The organism is Stutzerimonas sp. NM35, from assembly GCF_054604355.1.
In genome coordinates this window covers 2,186,989-2,202,853 of sequence record NZ_CM137728.1, presented here as the reverse complement: position 1 = coordinate 2,202,853, position 15,865 = coordinate 2,186,989, and the positions used below count along the sequence as shown (strand labels likewise).

Sequence of the window (15,865 nt, the reverse complement as noted above, 5' to 3'; positions counted from 1 at the left end):
CCGTCTGTTTCAGCGGCCCGCCAGGGCCTTCAGGCAGCGTTCCTCGGCGGTATCGAGTTCCCGTTGTATCTGCTGGATATCCAGCAGCTGCTGTTCGAGTTGCTGGCGGCGTTCGGCAATCATGTCGAGCATGATCTGCAGTTGTTTCCGGTTGCCGGCCCTGGGGTCGTAGAGCTCGATCAGCGTCTTGCATTCAGCCAGGGAAAAGCCGATGCGCTTGCCGCGCAGGATCAGCTTCAGGGCAACGCGGTCCCTGGGGCTGTAGATGCGTTCCTGGCCACGCCGTGTGGGGGCGAGCATGCCCTGTTCTTCATAGAAGCGAATGGCGCGGGTGGTGACGTCCAGCTCGTTGGCCAGATCGGAAATGCTGTAGGTCTGCTGTGCCATGGCTGTCTTCCTCGAACGCCCGTCAGACCGCGTTCTGCCGCGCCCGCGCGACCCGCGATGCGTTGGTCCGGCCCAGCACATCGCTGATGCGCTGCCCGGCGGCAACCAGCGCATCCAGGTCGATGCCGGTGTCGATACCCAGCCCGTCGAGCATGTACAGCACGTCCTCGCTGGCCACATTGCCGCTGGCACCTCTGGCATAGGGGCAGCCGCCGAGCCCGGCGACCGAGCTGTCGAATACGCAGAGGCCTTCGAGCAGGCTCGCATAGATGTTCGCCAGCGCCTGGCCGTAGGTGTCGTGGAAATGTCCGGCGAGCTTGTCGCGCGGTACGCCGTGGCTGACGGTTTCGATCAGCTGGCGGGTCTTGCCGGGGGTGCCGGTGCCGATGGTGTCGCCCAGGGATATCTCGTAGCAGCCCATGGCGAACAGCTCGCGCGCGACATGGGCAACCTGTGCCGGATCGACCTCACCTTCGTAGGGGCAGCCCAGCACGCAGGAGACATAGCCGCGCACCTGCACGCCATTGGCGCGTGCCATTTCCAGCAGGGGAGCGAAGCGCGCCAGGCTCTCGTCGATGGAGCAGTTGATGTTCTTCTGCGAAAAGGCTTCCGATGCGGCAGCGAACACCGCGACTTCGCTGACGCCCGCTTCGAGGGCCGCTTCCAGCCCCTTGAGGTTGGGCGTCAACGCCGCGTAGGTCACGCCGGGCATCTGTTCGATCCGGGCGAACACCTCGGCGGAACCGGCCATCTGCGGTACCCATTTGGGCGAGACGAAACTGCCGACCTCGATGTACTGCACACCGGCAGCGGAGAGGTCGTTCACCAGCCGCACCTTGTCGGCGATGCTGATCGGCTGCTTCTCGTTCTGCAGACCATCGCGCGGGCCGACTTCGACCAGGCGAACGTGTTTGGGCAGGGTCATACAGACTCCAAATGATTGTTTAACAAGCGTAGGGTGGACAACGGCGCAGCCTTGTCCACCGAGCGGTGATTGGTGGAAAAGCCTTCGGCGTTTTCCACCCTACGATATTCAGGACTCGTCCATCTCCAGCAATAGCGCGCCTTCACTGACCATCTCGCCTTCGCTGCAGAGCAACTGCCTGACCACGCCGGCCTGGGCGCTGCGGATGCTGTGTTCCATCTTCATTGCCTCCAGCACGATCAGCGCGGTGCCGGCTTCCACCGCCTGGCCTTCCTCGACCAGCATGCGGACGATGCTGCCGTTCATGGGGGCGGTCAGCCCGCCCTGATGAGAGTGGTCGGCTTGCGCCTCGGCAATGGGGTCGAAGGCAGTGACCGCCTGCATTTCGCCGTTCCATTGCAGATACAGGACATGACCCTGGCGAATGGCCTTTGGCTGGCGCGAGACCCTTGTGGACGCTGCCCCGAGGCGTACCCGACGGCTTTCACCGTTGCACATCAAATGCATATGGCTTTGCGCAGGCATGCCCAAGCGCAAGCCTTCACGTTTCGCCCAAGGTGAATGCACATCATCGCTGCGTACCCGAGCCGGTTCGGTTTCGACGAACAGCTCGGCAGCCAGCGGCCAGAACTCATCCGTCAGCTCGCCGGCTGTGCGCAGCAATTCATCCGCATGGCGCGGGATGAAGCCGGTGTCCAGCTCGGCGGCGGCAAACGCCGGATGGCCGAGCACGCGCCGCAGGAAGGCGAGGTTGGTGCGAATCCCGCCAATATGGGTTTCAGCGAGCATCGCCAGCAGGCGCAGGCGCGCTTGCTCGCGGTTCTCGCCCCAGGCGATCAGCTTGCCGAGCATGGGGTCGTAGAAGGGCGAGATGCTGTCGCCCTCGCTCACGCCGCTGTCTACGCGCCGACCGGCTCCGGCCTGGGGTTCGCGGTACAGATCAAGGCTACCGGTGGCAGGGAGAAAATCCCTGTCCGGGTCTTCGGCGTACAGCCGCACCTCGATGGCATGGCCGTTCAGCGGCACCTGCTCCTGGTTGATGGGCAATGGCTCGCCACGGGCGATGCGGATTTGCCAGGCCACCAGATCCAGCCCGGTGATCATCTCCGTGACCGGATGCTCCACCTGCAGGCGGGTGTTCATCTCCATGAAGAAGAATTCGCCAGTGGCATCGAGGAGGAACTCCACGGTGCCGGCGCCGACATAACCGATGGCCTGCGCCGCCTTGACCGCCGCTTCACCCATGGCGCGGCGCAGCTCCGGCGTCAGGCCGGGCGCGGGCGCCTCCTCGACGACCTTCTGGTGGCGTCGCTGGATCGAGCAGTCGCGCTCGTTGAGGTAGAGGCAGTTGCCATGCTGGTCGGCGAACACCTGGATTTCCACGTGGCGCGGCTTGAGCAGGTATTTTTCCACCAGCATGTGTGAATCGCCGAACGCCGACTGCGCTTCGCGCCGGGCGGACTGCAAGGCTTCGGCCAGATCGGCCTCGCGCTCGACCACCTTCATGCCTTTGCCGCCACCCCCGGCAGTGGCCTTGAGCAGCAGCGGATAGCCGATGTTTTCTGCGGCGGCGCGGAAGCGCTCCAGCGCCTGATCGTCGCCGTGATAACCGGGCACCAGCGGCACGCCGGCCTGTTCCATCAGTGCCTTGGCGGCGGACTTGCTGCCCATGGCGTCGATGGCGGAGGCGGGCGGGCCGAGAAAGATCAGGCCGGCGTTTTCCACGGCGCGGGCGAAAGCGGCGTTCTCGGACAGAAAGCCATAGCCGGGGTGAATCGCCTGGGCACCGCTGCTGTGCGCGGCGGCAATGATCCTGTCGATCAGCAGATAACTCTCAGCCGGTTTAGCGCCGCCGAGGTCGATACGGATATCGGCTTCGCGGGCATGCCGGGCGTCGCGGTCGATGGCGCTGTGCACCGCCACCGTGGTCAGGCCCATGGTTCTGGCGGTGCGCATCACGCGGCAGGCGATCTCGCCCCGGTTGGCCACCAGCAGGGTGTCGAGGGGGCGGCTCATGACTGTGTCTCCTGCCAGGCGGGGCGGCGCTTTTCCAGAAAGGCATTCAGTCCTTCCTGACCCTCGGGGCTGACGCGAATCTGCGCGATGGCGTTTTCGGTGTAGCGGCGCAGGGCAGGGCTGAGCGATGCGCTGGCCGTTTCGCGCAGCAGGTCCTTGCAGGCGCGCATGGCGTGCGGGCCGTTGCGCAGCAGGTTGTCTGTCCAGCCGCTCAGGCGCTCGTCCAGTTCTTCGTCTGCGTAGATATCCGACAGCAGGCCCAGCTCGCCGGCCTTTTCAGCGCTGAAGCGCTCGCCGGTCAGGGCGTAGCGGCGTGTCGCGCGTTCGCCGATGGCCTTGAACAGCAGCGGGCTGATCACCGCCGGGGCGAGGCCGATACGCACTTCCGACAGCGAAAACTCCGCGCTGCTCGCGCCGATGGCCATGTCGCAGGCGGCAATCAGCCCCAACGCACCGCCGAACGCCGCGCCCTGCACCACGGCCAGCGTCGGCAGTTTCAAATGGTAGAGGCTGTACATCAGTTGGCCCAGCTGGCGCGCATCGCTGAGATTGGCCTCGAAGTCCAGCGCCGCACACTGCCGCATCCAGGCTAGGTCGGCGCCGGCGCAGAAGTGCCGCCCGCGTCCGCGCAGCAGTAGAAAGCGCAGGGACGGGTCCGCCTGCACCTGATCGATGGCGAGCACCAGTTCGCGAATCATTTCGGCATTGAAGGCGTTGTGCTTTTCCGGGCGATTCAGCCAGAGGGTGGCGAAGCCCTGGGCGGAGCGTTCAAGTTCGATGGTCTGAAATGGGGGCGTATTCATATTCGATTTCCTACAGGCGAAGGCCTGCGGCCCTTGGCTTGAGGCTGAAGGCTGGACGTAAAGCCTCCAGCCTCAAGCGCCGTTGTCGGTTTTTTCTTACATACGGAACACGCCGAAGCGCGTCGGCTCGATGGGCGCATTGAGGCTGGCCGAGATTGCCAGGCCCAGCACGTCGCGCGTCTGCGCCGGATCGATCACGCCGTCATCCCACAATCTCGCGCTGGAATACCAGGGATGACCCTGGCGCTCGTACTGTTCGAGGATTGGCTGTTTGATGGCCGCCACTTCATCATCGCCGAGCCTGTTGCCGGCGCGCTCGCTCTGTTCCTGCTTGACCTGCGCCAGTACGCCGGCGGCCTGTTCGCCGCCCATCACGGCGATGCGGGCGTTGGGCCACATCCACAGGAAGCGCGGGTCGTAGGCGCGCCCGCACATGCCGTAATTCCCCGCGCCGAAGCTGCCGCCGATGATCACCGTGAACTTCGGCACCCGCGCGCAGGCCACGGCGGTGACCAGCTTGGCGCCATGCTTCGCAATTCCCCCCGCTTCATACTTTTGCCCGACCATGAAGCCGGTGATGTTCTGCAGGAACAGCAGCGCAATGCCGCGCTGGCAGGCCAGCTCGATGAAGTGCGCGCCTTTCTGCGCCGCCTCGGAAAACAGGATGCCGTTGTTGGCGAGGATGGCGACGGGGTAGCCGTGCAGATGGGCGAAACCGCATACCAGGGTGGTGCCGAATAGTGCCTTGAATTCATCGAACTCGCTGTCATCCACCAGCCGCGCGATCACTTCGCGTACGTCGAAGGGTTGCTTGCTCTGGGCTGGAATGACGCTGTACAGCTCATCGGCCGGATACAGTGGTGCACGTGGCTCGCGTACCTGCAGTTGACCGTGCTTGCGCCAATTGAGATTGGCCACGCAGCGGCGGGCGAGGGCCAGGGCGTGTTCGTCGTTCTCGGCGTAATGATCGGCAACGCCGCTGGTCTTGCAGTGCACCTCGGCGCCGCCCAGTTCCTCGGCCGTCACCACTTCGCCGGTGGCGGCTTTGACCAGCGGTGGGCCGGCGAGAAAAATGGTCGCCTGTTCGCGCACCATGATGGTTTCGTCGGCCATCGCCGGGACATAGGCGCCGCCGGCGGTGCAGGAGCCCATCACCACGGCGATCTGCGCAATGCCCAGGGCGCTCATATTGGCCTGGTTGAAGAAGATCCGGCCAAAGTGCTCGCGGTCCGGGAATACCTCGTCCTGACGGGGCAGGTTGGCACCGCCGGAATCCACCAGATAAATGCACGGCAGGCGGTTTTCCTGGGCGATGGTCTGGGCGCGCAGATGCTTTTTCACCGTCAGCGGATAGTAGGTGCCGCCTTTAACCGTGGCGTCGTTGGCGATGATCATGCATTCGATACCTTCGACCCGGCCTATCCCCGCCACCACGCCAGCAGCGGCTACTTCTTCGGCATAGACCTCGTGCGCGGCCAGGGGCGACAGCTCCAAAAACGCCGAGCCGGGGTCGAGCAGGGCGTCGATGCGTTCACGCACCAGCAGTTTGCCGCGTGACACATGGCGTTGTTGGGCAGTTTCGCCGCCGCCTTTGGCGATGCGCTCAAGCAGGGCAGTCAGCTCGCCCACCTGGGCCCGCATCGCCTCGCTGTTGGTGATGAATTCCGCTGAGCGGGTATTGATCTGGCTGTGCAGGATGGCCATTGCGAGGCTCCGTAGGGTGGAAAACCCGTGAAGCGGTTTTCCACGTGTCCGTGTCCTGGTGGAAAAGGCCTGTGGCCGTTTTCCACCCTACGGTTCGTTCGATTGCTCCACGCTACCGCGTGGGGGCCGGCTCTGGTGGAAAACGCTTCGCGGTTTTCCACCCTACGGCTTTATTTCGTTTCATTGAACAACTCGCGGCCGATCAGCATACGGCGAATTTCGCTGGTGCCGGCGCCGATCTCGTAGAGCTTGGCGTCGCGCAGCAGGCGGCCGGTGGGAAACTCGTTGATATAGCCGTTGCCACCGAGAATCTGGATCGCCTGCAGTGCCATCTGCGTGGCGGCTTCGGCGGTGTAGAGAATCACCCCGGCGGCATCCTTGCGGGTGGTTTCGCCCCGGTCGCAGGCTTGCGCAACGGTGTAGAGATAGGCCCGGCTGGCGTTGAGCTGGGTGTACATGTCGGCGACCTTGCCCTGGATAAACTGGAATTCGCCGATGCTCTGGCCGAACTGCTGGCGGTCGTGAATATAGGGCAGCACCACGTCCAGGCAGGCCTGCATGATGCCGACCGGGCCACCGGCCAGCACCACGCGCTCGTAATCCAGGCCGCTCATCAGCACCTTGACGCCGCCGTTCTCGGCGCCGAGCAGGTTGTCTTCCGGAACCTCGACGTCATCGAAGAACAGCTCGCAGGTGTTGGAGCCGCGCATGCCGAGCTTGTCGAACTTGTTGCCACGGGAAAAGCCCTTCCAGTCGCGCTCGACGATAAAGGCGCTGATGCCGTGGGCGCCCGCGTCCGGGACCGTGCGGGCGTAGATCACGTAGGTGTTGGCGTCGGGACCGTTGGTGATCCAGGTCTTGCTGCCGTTGAGGATGAAACGGTCGCCCTTGCGTTCAGCACGCAGCTTCATCGAGACCACGTCGGAGCCGGCGTTGGGTTCGCTCATGGCCAGCGCGCCGATATGTTCGCCGCTGATCAGTTTCGGCAGGTACTTGGCCTTCTGTTCGGTACTGCCGTTGCGGTTGATCTGGTTGACGCACAGATTCGAGTGCGCACCGTAGGACAGTGCCACCGAGGCCGAGCCCCGACTGATTTCCTCCATCGCCAGCACATGCGCCAGATAGCCGAGGCCGGCGCCGCCGTATTCCTCGGAAACGGTCACACCGAGCAGGCCCATGTCGCCGAACTTGCGCCACATGTCATGGGGGAAGGCGTTGTCGCGGTCGATAGCTGCGGCGCGCGGCGCCAGTTCGCTGGCAACGAAGTGCGCCACCTGGTTGCGCAACATGTCGAGGGTTTCGCCAAGGGCGAAATTGAGACCGGAAGGGTTCATGGGGCGACCTGACTATTGTTGTTCTGATCATTGGATGTCACGCGACTGGCAATAATCGGCGAGCCGTGCTTTACCTTTACGTCAACGAAAGCCGAATGGGGCGGGATTGTCAAATTGCCGTGAGGGCTGTCGGATTACGCCTGCGGCTAATCCAACCTACGAAACGTGACGAGGGTGTAGGTCGGGTCACGCTTCACCGACCCGACGAGCGGAGGCGAGGTTATGTATCGGGCTGTCGGATTACGCCTTCGACACCCGGATTACGCCTTCGGCTAATCCAGGCTACGGTTTGCATAGCGTCGGGAGATAAATGATGGACAGTGATTCGATCGTGATTCTGGGCAGCGCCCGCACGCCCATGGGTGGCTTCCAGGGTGATTTGCACAGCCTGTCCGCGCCGCAACTGGGCGCTGCCGCCATTCGGGCGGCGGTGGAGCGTAGCGGCGTTGCTGCCGACAGCGTGCAGCAGGTGCTGATGGGCTGCGTGTTGGCGGCCGGTGTCGGTCAGGCGCCCGCGCGGCAAGCGGCGCTGGCCGCCGGGTTGGGGCAGGGCACCGCTTGCACCACGCTGAATAAGATGTGCGGTTCCGGCATGCAGGCGCTGATCATGGCCCACGACGCGCTGCGTGCCGGTAGCGTCGAGCGGGTGGTCGCGGGCGGCATGGAAAGCATGTCCAACGCACCCTATCTGCTGGAGAAGGCCCGTGGCGGTTATCGCATGGGGCACGGCAAGGTGCTCGATCACATGTTTCTCGACGGCCTCGAAGACGCCTACGACAAGGGACGGCTGATGGGCACCTTTGCCGAGGATTGCGCGCAGCACCATGGCTTTACCCGCGAGGCGCAGGACGCCTATGCGCTGACCTCGCTGCAGCGCGCCCGCGATGCCATCGCCAGTGGTCGTTTCAGTGGCGAAATCGTTCCGCTCCAGGTTACCCAGGGGCGCGAGCAGCGCGAGATTCGTGACGATGAACAGCCGCCCAAGGCTCTGCCGGAGAAGATTGCCACGCTCAAGCCGGCCTTCCGCGAGGGCGGCAGCGTCACGGCGGCGAACTCCAGCTCCATTTCCGATGGCGCGGCGGCGCTGGTGCTGAGCCGCCATGCCGAAGCCGAGCGGCTGGGCCTGACGCCGCAGGCGGTAATTCGTGGCCATGCGGCATTCGCCGATGCACCGGGCCTGTTTCCGACCGCGCCCATCGGCGCCATCCGCCGCTTGCTGGAGCGTACCGGCTGGCAGCTCGACGAGGTGGATCTGTTCGAGATCAACGAGGCGTTTGCCGTGGTCAGCATGGTGACCATGCGCGAGCTGGGGCTGGATCACGCGAAGGTCAACGTCAACGGCGGCGCCTGTGCCCTTGGCCACCCGATCGGGGCGTCCGGTGCACGCATCCTTGTCACCCTGATCGCGGCATTGCGCCAGCGCGGTTTGCGCAAGGGCATCGCGGCCATCTGCATCGGTGGTGGCGAAGCGACCGCCATGGCCATCGAACGGGTTGGCTGACAGAAGCTATAGCGAGAACTCGTAGGGCCGAACTTGTTCGGCCTTTGACGAATCCGTGGCCGAATGAATTCGGCCCTACGACCGGTGTAGTCCGTAGCCTGGATTAGCCGAAGGCGTAATCCGGGTTTCCGAAGGCGTAATCCGACAACCCGGGGCCTAACCCAAGCGATTACTGCAACGTCAGTTCTTCACCTCGCTCCTGCTGCCAGTCGTCCAGGCTGGGGGCGGCGAAGCGGGTGGCAGAACGGATTGATGGGAAGGACAGCGTTTGAATGCCGCCATTGGTCGATCAGCGTAATGCAAGCAGTTGCTTGCAGCGCTCGACCTCGATCTCAAAACCGACCGCCGGAATCTCCCGTACTGCTGCCAACAGCTGCAGGACGAAACCATTGCCTGCCTTGTTCAGCGTATAGAAAACCCGTGTGCCTTCCCGCTGCGCAACGACTAACTGCGCCTTCTTGAGAATGGTCAGATGTCGCGAGGCGTTGTAGTGCGATGTGCCAAGCACCTTCATGGCCTCGGCAACACAGATGCGCTCGTTGATATGGGCAAGCAGCCAGAAAATCCGCAACCGGCTGGTATCTGCGAGCGCTTTGAACGCCCCCGCGTAGCCGGCAACCGCCACTGGTTGGATCTGACAAATCATTTCACCCCCCTGTTCATAAGCCGCCAAGAACATAACTCGCGAATGAGCACGCTTCCTGTGTAGGTCACTCGACGTCAAGGAATAATCTTATAAAAAAATAATATTTTCGAATTAAAAGATATATGCATAAATTTGCATACATAGACAGCCAATGCCCAACCTTTCTACACGGATATTTTATGGCACACACAGGCTTTAAAGGGGATATCGCTCCGCAAGATGCGTGGTCGGCACTTGTCGCAACGACAGGCGCCGTACTGATTGACGTGCGTACGGCTGCCGAATGGTTCTTTGTCGGTGGCCCGGATGTAACCAGTCTGGACAAGCAGGTTGTGCAAGTCGAATGGCAAACATTCCCCGGGATGGCGCGCAACGAAGGCTTTGTCGACAGCGTCCTGGCCCTCGATCTCGACAAGAACCGCCCGCTGTATTTCATCTGCCGCAGCGGTGTCCGCTCGAAGTTCGCCGCCGAGGCGCTCGCCGAACAGGGTTACACGACCTACAACATCGCTGATGGCTTTGAAGGGCAGCTCAGCGAGGACGGGCGTCGAACGCGCGGCGGCTGGCGTGCGCTTGGCTTGCCGTGGCGACAAACCTGAAGCAACTCCCCATTCACTCCCCCCACTTTGGACAAGGAACGCCCTTATGAAGCGCCCGTCTCATCTTCTCCGTTTGCTCGTCGCCACATTGGCGATTGGCAGCTCCCTGCAGGCTTTGGCAGCGGATGTCCGCATCGGCTACGCCCCGAATACCTTCTATGCTCCCATTCTGATCGCAAAGCAGAAAAAGTGGCTGGAAGAAGAACTGTCGACTGTAGGCAACGGTGCACACACCGTCGAATGGCGATCCTTCTCGGCTGGCCCGATGATGAACGAGGCTATCGCCGCAGGACAGCTCGATGTGATCTTCACCGGCGATTTTCCGGCCATTCTCGGCAAGTCCACTGGCTTCGATGTACGACTGATCGGCATTTCGTCATCGGGTTACCTCTCCCAGGCCGGCGTGGTAGCCGCCAACTCGCCGATCAGCTCCGTTTCTGAGCTCAAAGGCAAGAAAGTCGCGACGTTCAAGGGCACCACAGCACACCATCTTCTGGTGCTCGCGCTCAAGGAGGTCAATTTAAAACCCTCCGATATCGAGTTGGTCAACCTGACCCCGCCGGACATGAACAACGCGCTGCAGCGGGGCGATGTGGATGCCGTCTTTCTGTGGGAACCGTTACTTAGCAAACTCGAGCTTGAGCATTCGGTGAAGGTGCTGCGTGATGGCAAGGGACTGAAAAACGCGATTGCCGTGATTGAGGCAACCGACCGTTTTGCCACCCATCACCCTGCCGAAGCCAAGGCGGTGTTGAAGGCCTACCAGCGAGGCGCCGAACTGATTGCTCGCCATCCTGACGAAGCCGCCAGACTGGTGGCGGCAGAGCTGAACCAGCCGGAGCCGATCATCCGCCGCTCGCTGGACAAATTCATCTACAGCCCAGAGTTCACCGTTGAGGTGGTTGACGCGCTGGTGGCGGCAGAGTCCTTTCTGCAAGAACAGGGCATGATTCGCCAACCAGTAGATATCAACCGCTTCGTCGATCGCGATCTGCTGCGCGACCTGAACGAGCAGTAACGGATATCTCATGGCTCTGCAACACGACACTGTGATCTGCCGCACCCGTTCCATCGCCATGTATTTGTCGATACCGGTCTTGCTTGTCGGGGGGTGGCAGTTGCTATCCACGCTGGGCGTGATACGACCCATGCTGCTGCCCTCTCCGACGCAGGTTGCCGAGATAGTCTGGCAACTTGCGTACAGTGGAGAGTTGGCCAAACACGTCCTGAGCAGCGGTCTCCGGGTACTGCAAGGCTTCTTGCTGGCGGCCCTGTGCGGGTTGATTCTCGGCATAGGTATCGGCTTGTCGCGCACGATGAGGCGCCTGGCCGAGCTGCCTATCCAGTTGATCAAGCCCATACCGCCGATTGCCTGGATTCCGTTGGCCATTCTCTGGTTCGGAATCGGTGAGGGCGCCAAGATCTACATCATCTTTATCGGCGCCTTTTTCCCGATTCTGATCAATACCATTGATGGCATCCGCCAAACTGATGGTCGCTTCGTCGAGCTGGCCCAGATTCTCGAAGTGCCGCGCGGGCGCTTCATTCGCCAAGTGATCCTGCCCGGCGCACTGCCGCAGATTATGACCGGGCTGCGCATCGGCCTGAACATCTCCTGGATGTGCGTCGTGGCAGCCGAGCTGATCGCGGCCTCTAGCGGGGTCGGCTTCCTGATCATGGATGCCCGGCAGCTGTCGCAAACCGATGTCATCCTCGCCGGGATGATCACCATGGGTTTTCTGGGCAAGCTCACAGACGATCTACTGAGCGCTCTCGAACGTCGCTTGATCACCTGGCGCAGCGCGTTTTCAGGTCAATAAGGAAGCCGTATGTCAGACCCCAACGCGAACGAGGCCGGTGCACTGGTCATCCGCGGACTATCCAAGTCCTTTACCCAGCAAGGCGACACAGTACAGGCCCTTTCCAGCATTGATTTGACGATTGCCAAAGGGCAGTTCATCACCATTGTCGGTGGCTCAGGCTGTGGCAAAAGCACACTGCTGCGCATCCTGGCCGGTTTTGAAACCGAGTACACCGGTACGGTCACGCTGGGCGGAAAACCAATCGAAAAGCCGGGTCTGGACCGCGGAATGGTCTTCCAGGAACATCGTCTGCTCCCGTGGCTGACCGTGGAGCAGAACATTGCACTGGGTCTGAACAACATGCCTGCTGACGAAGTCCGACGGCGGATTGACGAGCACCTCGATCTGGTCGGGCTGACCGGCTTTGCCAAGTATTATCCCGGACAACTCTCGGGCGGGATGTCGCAGCGTGTCGCGATTGCCCGCGCACTCGCCAACCAGCCGGACATTCTGCTGCTGGATGAGCCGTTCGGTGCGCTGGACGCGCTGACCAAGATCCAGATGCAGAATGAAGCCCTGCGCATCTGGCAGGCTGAACAGATGACTATGATCCTGGTCACCCACGACATTGATGAGGCCATATTTCTAGGGGATATGGTCGTCGTCATGTCCAGCCGACCCGGTACGATAAAAACGCTTATCCCCGTGCATCTGCCGCGCCCACGCGATCGCTCCAGTCTTGAGTTCATGGCCTTGCGTCGCAGAATCTACGCCGAGTTTTTCACTCAGACCGAAGTGGAAGAGTGTGCGGTCTGAAACTGCTGCTTCGACTGGGGGAAGGCCTAACCCAAGCGATTACTGCAACGTCAGTTCTTCACCTCGCTCCTGCTGCCAGTCGTCCAGGCTGGGGGCGGCTTCTTCGCCATCCAGGCGGTGGATGATGGTGAAGTAATCCTGCTTGAAGCGGTCCTGCATGATTTCGCTGCGCGAGCGCACGCGCACGGCATAGATGCCTTGCACATTCTGGTGATCGAAACCGCGCCAGTACTGCTCGTCCTTGAGCAGGCTGTAGCGATGGTTCTCCAGGGCCTTGATGACCGCCTCGCTGTCGCTGCTGCCCGCCCGCCGCACGGCATCGGCCCACTGCCGGACGATGGCGTAGGCCGAGGCGGCGGTGCTGCCGGGGTAGCCCTGGTGCTGACGGGTATAGGCCTCGACGAACGCCTGGCCTTCGACGCTGCCCGTCTGCGCCGGTACGCGCCAGGTCCAGGCCTTGGTGCCGATGACATGCTCCATGACCTGCGGGCCGGCCTGCTCGATCAGGCTGGCGGTCAGGTTGGGCACGATCACCTGCAGGCGTTTGTCCAGTTGCAGGTCGTTGGCCAGGCGCATGGTCTGTACCAGGTTCTGCCCCAGCAGGATGACCACCAGCACATCGGCGCTGCTGGCCTCGGCTTTTTTCAGCGCCGCCAAGTAATCGTCATGGCGCGCACCGTGGGCCGGGACACGGGCATAGCCGTGGCGCGCACGGTCGCGGCTTTTAGTTGCCTCGCGCAGGGCCTGCTCCATGCTGTGGCCCCAGGCATCGTCGAGGCTGATATAGAAGTAGCGGCGATTGGGCAGGTGCCAACTGAGGTATTCGCCCAGTACCCGCGCGCTCATCCAGGCGCTGTTGGTTTCGCGAAACAGATAGCGATGGCCCTCGCGGCCGGTGATCTCGTTGGCATAGCCCAGCGTCGGGAAATACAGCAGCCCCAGCTCGCGGGCGCGTTTGCCGGCGGCGATGGCCTCTTCGCTGGTGGCCCCGCCGAGCACCATGCGCACTCCCTGCTCGTCGAAGCGCTCGATGTTGGCCTGGGCCTTCTCCTCACGCGCGGCGGAATTGCGGCTGATCAGTTCCAGCGGCAGGCCCAGCACGCCGCCCCGGCGGTTGATCTCTTCGATTGCGAGCAGCGCGCCCCGGCGCAGCTCCAGGCCTTCGGACTTGTAATTGCCGGTCGTCGGGGCGTTGAGCCCCAGGCGGATCGTGTCGCTGGCCTGGGCACTGGCGGCAAGCAGGGCCAGCAACAGGCAATGCAGGAGCGTACGGAGCATGGCTCGTGTCCTTGTGAGCGGAAGAAGGGGCTGTTGTACGGCCTGTGTGTGGTGTGGGAAATACTCTTTTAAGGCAGGAAGGCCGAGACTTCGGAGGCATCTGCCCCGTGAAATGCAGGCTTTTCGCGCCCTTGGGCGGGGTATTGCTACCAAGGAAGGAGATAAATCGGTACTGCGGGCAATTGTTGCGATGGCGGCTTGATCGAAGAATCCCAGCAGACCGGGAAATCTTCCCGGCGACGATAACAATGAACCCGCAGAGGTAGCCGCAATGAAGCACACCGGTCTTCGCAAACCCTTCGCCCTGACAGCCTTGTGCGCCAGCATCGCGCTGTCGAGCGTATCGGCTTGGGCCGTCACCGATAAGGACATCCTTGCTGACGCCAAGACTACCAATCAGATCGTGACCAACGGGCTGGGGCTGCAAGGGCAGCGTTACAGCTCGCTGGATACACTCAATACCCAAAACGTCCAGCAACTGCGCCCGGTCTGGGGCTTTTCCCTGGGGGGTGAAAAGCAGCGCGGCCAGGAATCGCAGCCGATGATCAAGGACGGTGTGATGTACGTCACCGGTTCCTACTCGCGCGTGTTCGCCGTGGACGCCCGCACCGGCAAGGAACTCTGGCAGTACGACGCGCGCCTGCCCGACGGCATCATGCCGTGCTGTGACGTGATCAACCGTGGCGTCGCGCTGTACGGCGACCTGGTGATTTTCGGCACCCTGGACGCCAAGCTGGTTGCGCTGAACAAGGACACCGGCAAGGTCGTCTGGCGCAAGACGGTCGCCGACTACAAGGCCGGCTACTCCATCACGGCGGCACCGACCGTGGTCAAGGGCAAGGTCATCACGGGCGTTGCCGGTGGCGAATTCGGCGTGGTCGGCAAGATCGAAGCCTACGATGCCAAGAATGGTGAGCTGGTGTGGAGCCGTCCGACCGTCGAAGGCCACATGGGCTTCGTGATGAAGGATGGCAAGAAGGTTGACAACGGCATCTCTGGCGGCGAAGCCGGCAAGACCTGGCCGGGCGACCTGTGGAAGACTGGCGGTGCGGCACCGTGGCTAGGCGGTACCTATGACGCGGACACCGACTCGCTGCTGTTCGGTACCGGTAACCCGGCGCCGTGGAACTCGCACCTGCGTCCTGGCGACAACCTGTACTCCTCGTCGCGCCTGGCGCTGAACCCGGACGATGGCTCGATCAAATGGCACTTCCAGACCACCCCGCATGACGGCTGGGACTATGACGGTGTCAACGAGTTGGTGTCCTTCGACTACCAGGAAGGCGGCAAGACCATCAAGGCCGCTGCTACTGCGGACCGTAACGGCTTCTTCTACGTCCTGGATCGCACCAACGGCAAGTTCATCCGTGGCTTCCCCTTCGTGGACAAGATCACCTGGGCCAAGGGCCTGGATAAGAACGGTCGTCCGGTCTATGACGACAGCAACCGCCCCGGTTCGCCGAGCGCAGATGACAAGGGCAAGTCGGTATTCGTCGCGCCGTCGTTCCTGGGCGGCAAGAACTGGATGCCGATGGCGTATAGCCAGGACACCGGCCTGTTCTATGTACCTTCCAACGAATGGGGCATGGATATCTGGAACGAAGGCGTCGCCTACAAGAAAGGTGCGGCCTACCTGGGTGCTGGCTTCACCATCACCCCGCTCAACGAGGAATACATCGGTGTGCTGCGCGCCATCGATCCGAAAACGGGCAAGGAAGTCTGGCGCTACAAGAACTACGCGCCGCTCTGGGGCGGCGTGCTGACCACCAAGGGCAACCTGGTGTTCACCGGCAACCCGGAAGGCTTCCTGATGGCGTTCGATGCCAAGACCGGCAAGAAACTCTATGAGTTCAACACCGGCTCGGGCATCGTCGGCTCCCCGGTCACCTGGGAGATGGACGGCGAGCAGTACGTCTCCGTGCTGTCCGGCTGGGGTGGTGCCGTTCCGCTGTGGGGTGGCGAAGTGGCCAAGCGCGTGAAGGACTTCAACCAGGGCGGTATGGTCTGGACCTTCAAGCTGCCGAAGGATCTTGTCGGCAAGCGTTGATGGCAAG

General features: G+C 62.4%; 14 protein-coding genes. 6 read left to right on the top strand and 8 right to left on the bottom strand.

Annotation, left to right across the window (positions count from 1 at the left end):
- Nucleotides 1–9: 9 nt before the first annotated feature.
- The 6 genes from ACYCFC_RS10335 to ACYCFC_RS10310 all read right to left on the bottom strand — a co-directional run bounded on the left by ACYCFC_RS10335 (nucleotide 10) and on the right by ACYCFC_RS10310 (nucleotide 7,169).
- Complete coding sequence (locus tag ACYCFC_RS10335; protein WP_459653919.1) at nucleotides 10–387, bottom strand: MerR family transcriptional regulator; 378 nt, start codon at nucleotides 385–387, stop codon at nucleotides 10–12.
- A 22-nt stretch (nucleotides 388–409) separates the two neighbouring features.
- The gene (locus ACYCFC_RS10330) at nucleotides 410–1,312 is read right to left on the bottom strand and encodes a hydroxymethylglutaryl-CoA lyase (protein ID WP_459653918.1); all 903 of its coding nucleotides are present in this window, start codon (nucleotides 1,310–1,312) and stop codon (nucleotides 410–412) included.
- 108 nt (nucleotides 1,313–1,420) lie between these two features.
- A complete protein-coding gene (locus ACYCFC_RS10325; RefSeq protein ID WP_459653917.1) occupies nucleotides 1,421–3,328 on the bottom strand; it encodes an acetyl/propionyl/methylcrotonyl-CoA carboxylase subunit alpha in 1,908 nt (635 codons plus the stop codon).
- Complete coding sequence (locus ACYCFC_RS10320; RefSeq protein ID WP_459653916.1) at nucleotides 3,325–4,131, bottom strand: gamma-carboxygeranoyl-CoA hydratase; 807 nt, start codon at nucleotides 4,129–4,131, stop codon at nucleotides 3,325–3,327. The genes ACYCFC_RS10325 and ACYCFC_RS10320 overlap by 4 nt, the downstream gene beginning before the upstream one ends.
- Before the next feature lie 96 nt (nucleotides 4,132–4,227).
- A complete protein-coding gene (locus ACYCFC_RS10315) occupies nucleotides 4,228–5,835 on the bottom strand; it encodes a carboxyl transferase domain-containing protein (RefSeq protein ID WP_459653915.1) in 1,608 nt (535 codons plus the stop codon).
- Between the two features lie 170 nt (nucleotides 5,836–6,005).
- Complete coding sequence (locus ACYCFC_RS10310; protein ID WP_459653914.1) at nucleotides 6,006–7,169, bottom strand: isovaleryl-CoA dehydrogenase; 1,164 nt, start codon at nucleotides 7,167–7,169, stop codon at nucleotides 6,006–6,008.
- Nucleotides 7,170–7,482: 313 nt separating this feature from the next.
- Here ACYCFC_RS10310 and ACYCFC_RS10305 point away from each other — a divergent pair, with 313 nt between their 5' ends.
- Nucleotides 7,483–8,670, top strand: a complete 1,188-nt coding sequence (locus tag ACYCFC_RS10305) for an acetyl-CoA C-acyltransferase (RefSeq protein ID WP_459653913.1) — start codon at nucleotides 7,483–7,485, stop codon at nucleotides 8,668–8,670.
- A 289-nt stretch (nucleotides 8,671–8,959) separates the two neighbouring features.
- Here the strand turns inward: ACYCFC_RS10305 and ACYCFC_RS10300 are convergent, their stop codons facing one another.
- Nucleotides 8,960–9,343: an ArsR/SmtB family transcription factor gene (locus tag ACYCFC_RS10300; RefSeq protein WP_459653912.1), complete on the bottom strand. Its 384-nt coding sequence runs from the start codon at nucleotides 9,341–9,343 to the stop codon at nucleotides 8,960–8,962.
- A 152-nt stretch (nucleotides 9,344–9,495) separates the two neighbouring features.
- Here ACYCFC_RS10300 and ACYCFC_RS10295 point away from each other — a divergent pair, with 152 nt between their 5' ends.
- The 4 genes from ACYCFC_RS10295 to ACYCFC_RS10280 are packed head-to-tail and all read left to right on the top strand — an operon-like array spanning nucleotide 9,496 to nucleotide 12,533.
- Nucleotides 9,496–9,915 (top strand): rhodanese-like domain-containing protein, encoded by a 420-nt coding sequence (locus ACYCFC_RS10295; RefSeq protein WP_459653911.1) that lies wholly within the window; start codon nucleotides 9,496–9,498, stop codon nucleotides 9,913–9,915.
- 46 nt (nucleotides 9,916–9,961) lie between these two features.
- Entirely contained in the window at nucleotides 9,962–10,933 is a 972-nt protein-coding gene (locus ACYCFC_RS10290; RefSeq protein ID WP_459653910.1) for an aliphatic sulfonate ABC transporter substrate-binding protein, read from the top strand.
- A 10-nt stretch (nucleotides 10,934–10,943) separates the two neighbouring features.
- Nucleotides 10,944–11,735, top strand: a complete 792-nt coding sequence (locus tag ACYCFC_RS10285) for an ABC transporter permease (protein ID WP_459653909.1) — start codon at nucleotides 10,944–10,946, stop codon at nucleotides 11,733–11,735.
- Between the two features lie 9 nt (nucleotides 11,736–11,744).
- Complete coding sequence (locus tag ACYCFC_RS10280) at nucleotides 11,745–12,533, top strand: ABC transporter ATP-binding protein (RefSeq protein ID WP_459653908.1); 789 nt, start codon at nucleotides 11,745–11,747, stop codon at nucleotides 12,531–12,533.
- Between the two features lie 39 nt (nucleotides 12,534–12,572).
- On the opposite strand, the gene ACYCFC_RS10275 is transcribed toward ACYCFC_RS10280, so the two are convergent.
- Nucleotides 12,573–13,811, bottom strand: a complete 1,239-nt coding sequence (locus ACYCFC_RS10275) for an ABC transporter substrate-binding protein (protein WP_459653907.1) — start codon at nucleotides 13,809–13,811, stop codon at nucleotides 12,573–12,575.
- 271 nt (nucleotides 13,812–14,082) lie between these two features.
- Between ACYCFC_RS10275 and ACYCFC_RS10270 the strand changes: the two genes are divergently transcribed.
- Nucleotides 14,083–15,858: a PQQ-dependent methanol/ethanol family dehydrogenase gene (locus ACYCFC_RS10270; RefSeq protein ID WP_459653906.1), complete on the top strand. Its 1,776-nt coding sequence runs from the start codon at nucleotides 14,083–14,085 to the stop codon at nucleotides 15,856–15,858.
- Nucleotides 15,859–15,865 lie beyond the last annotated feature (7 nt).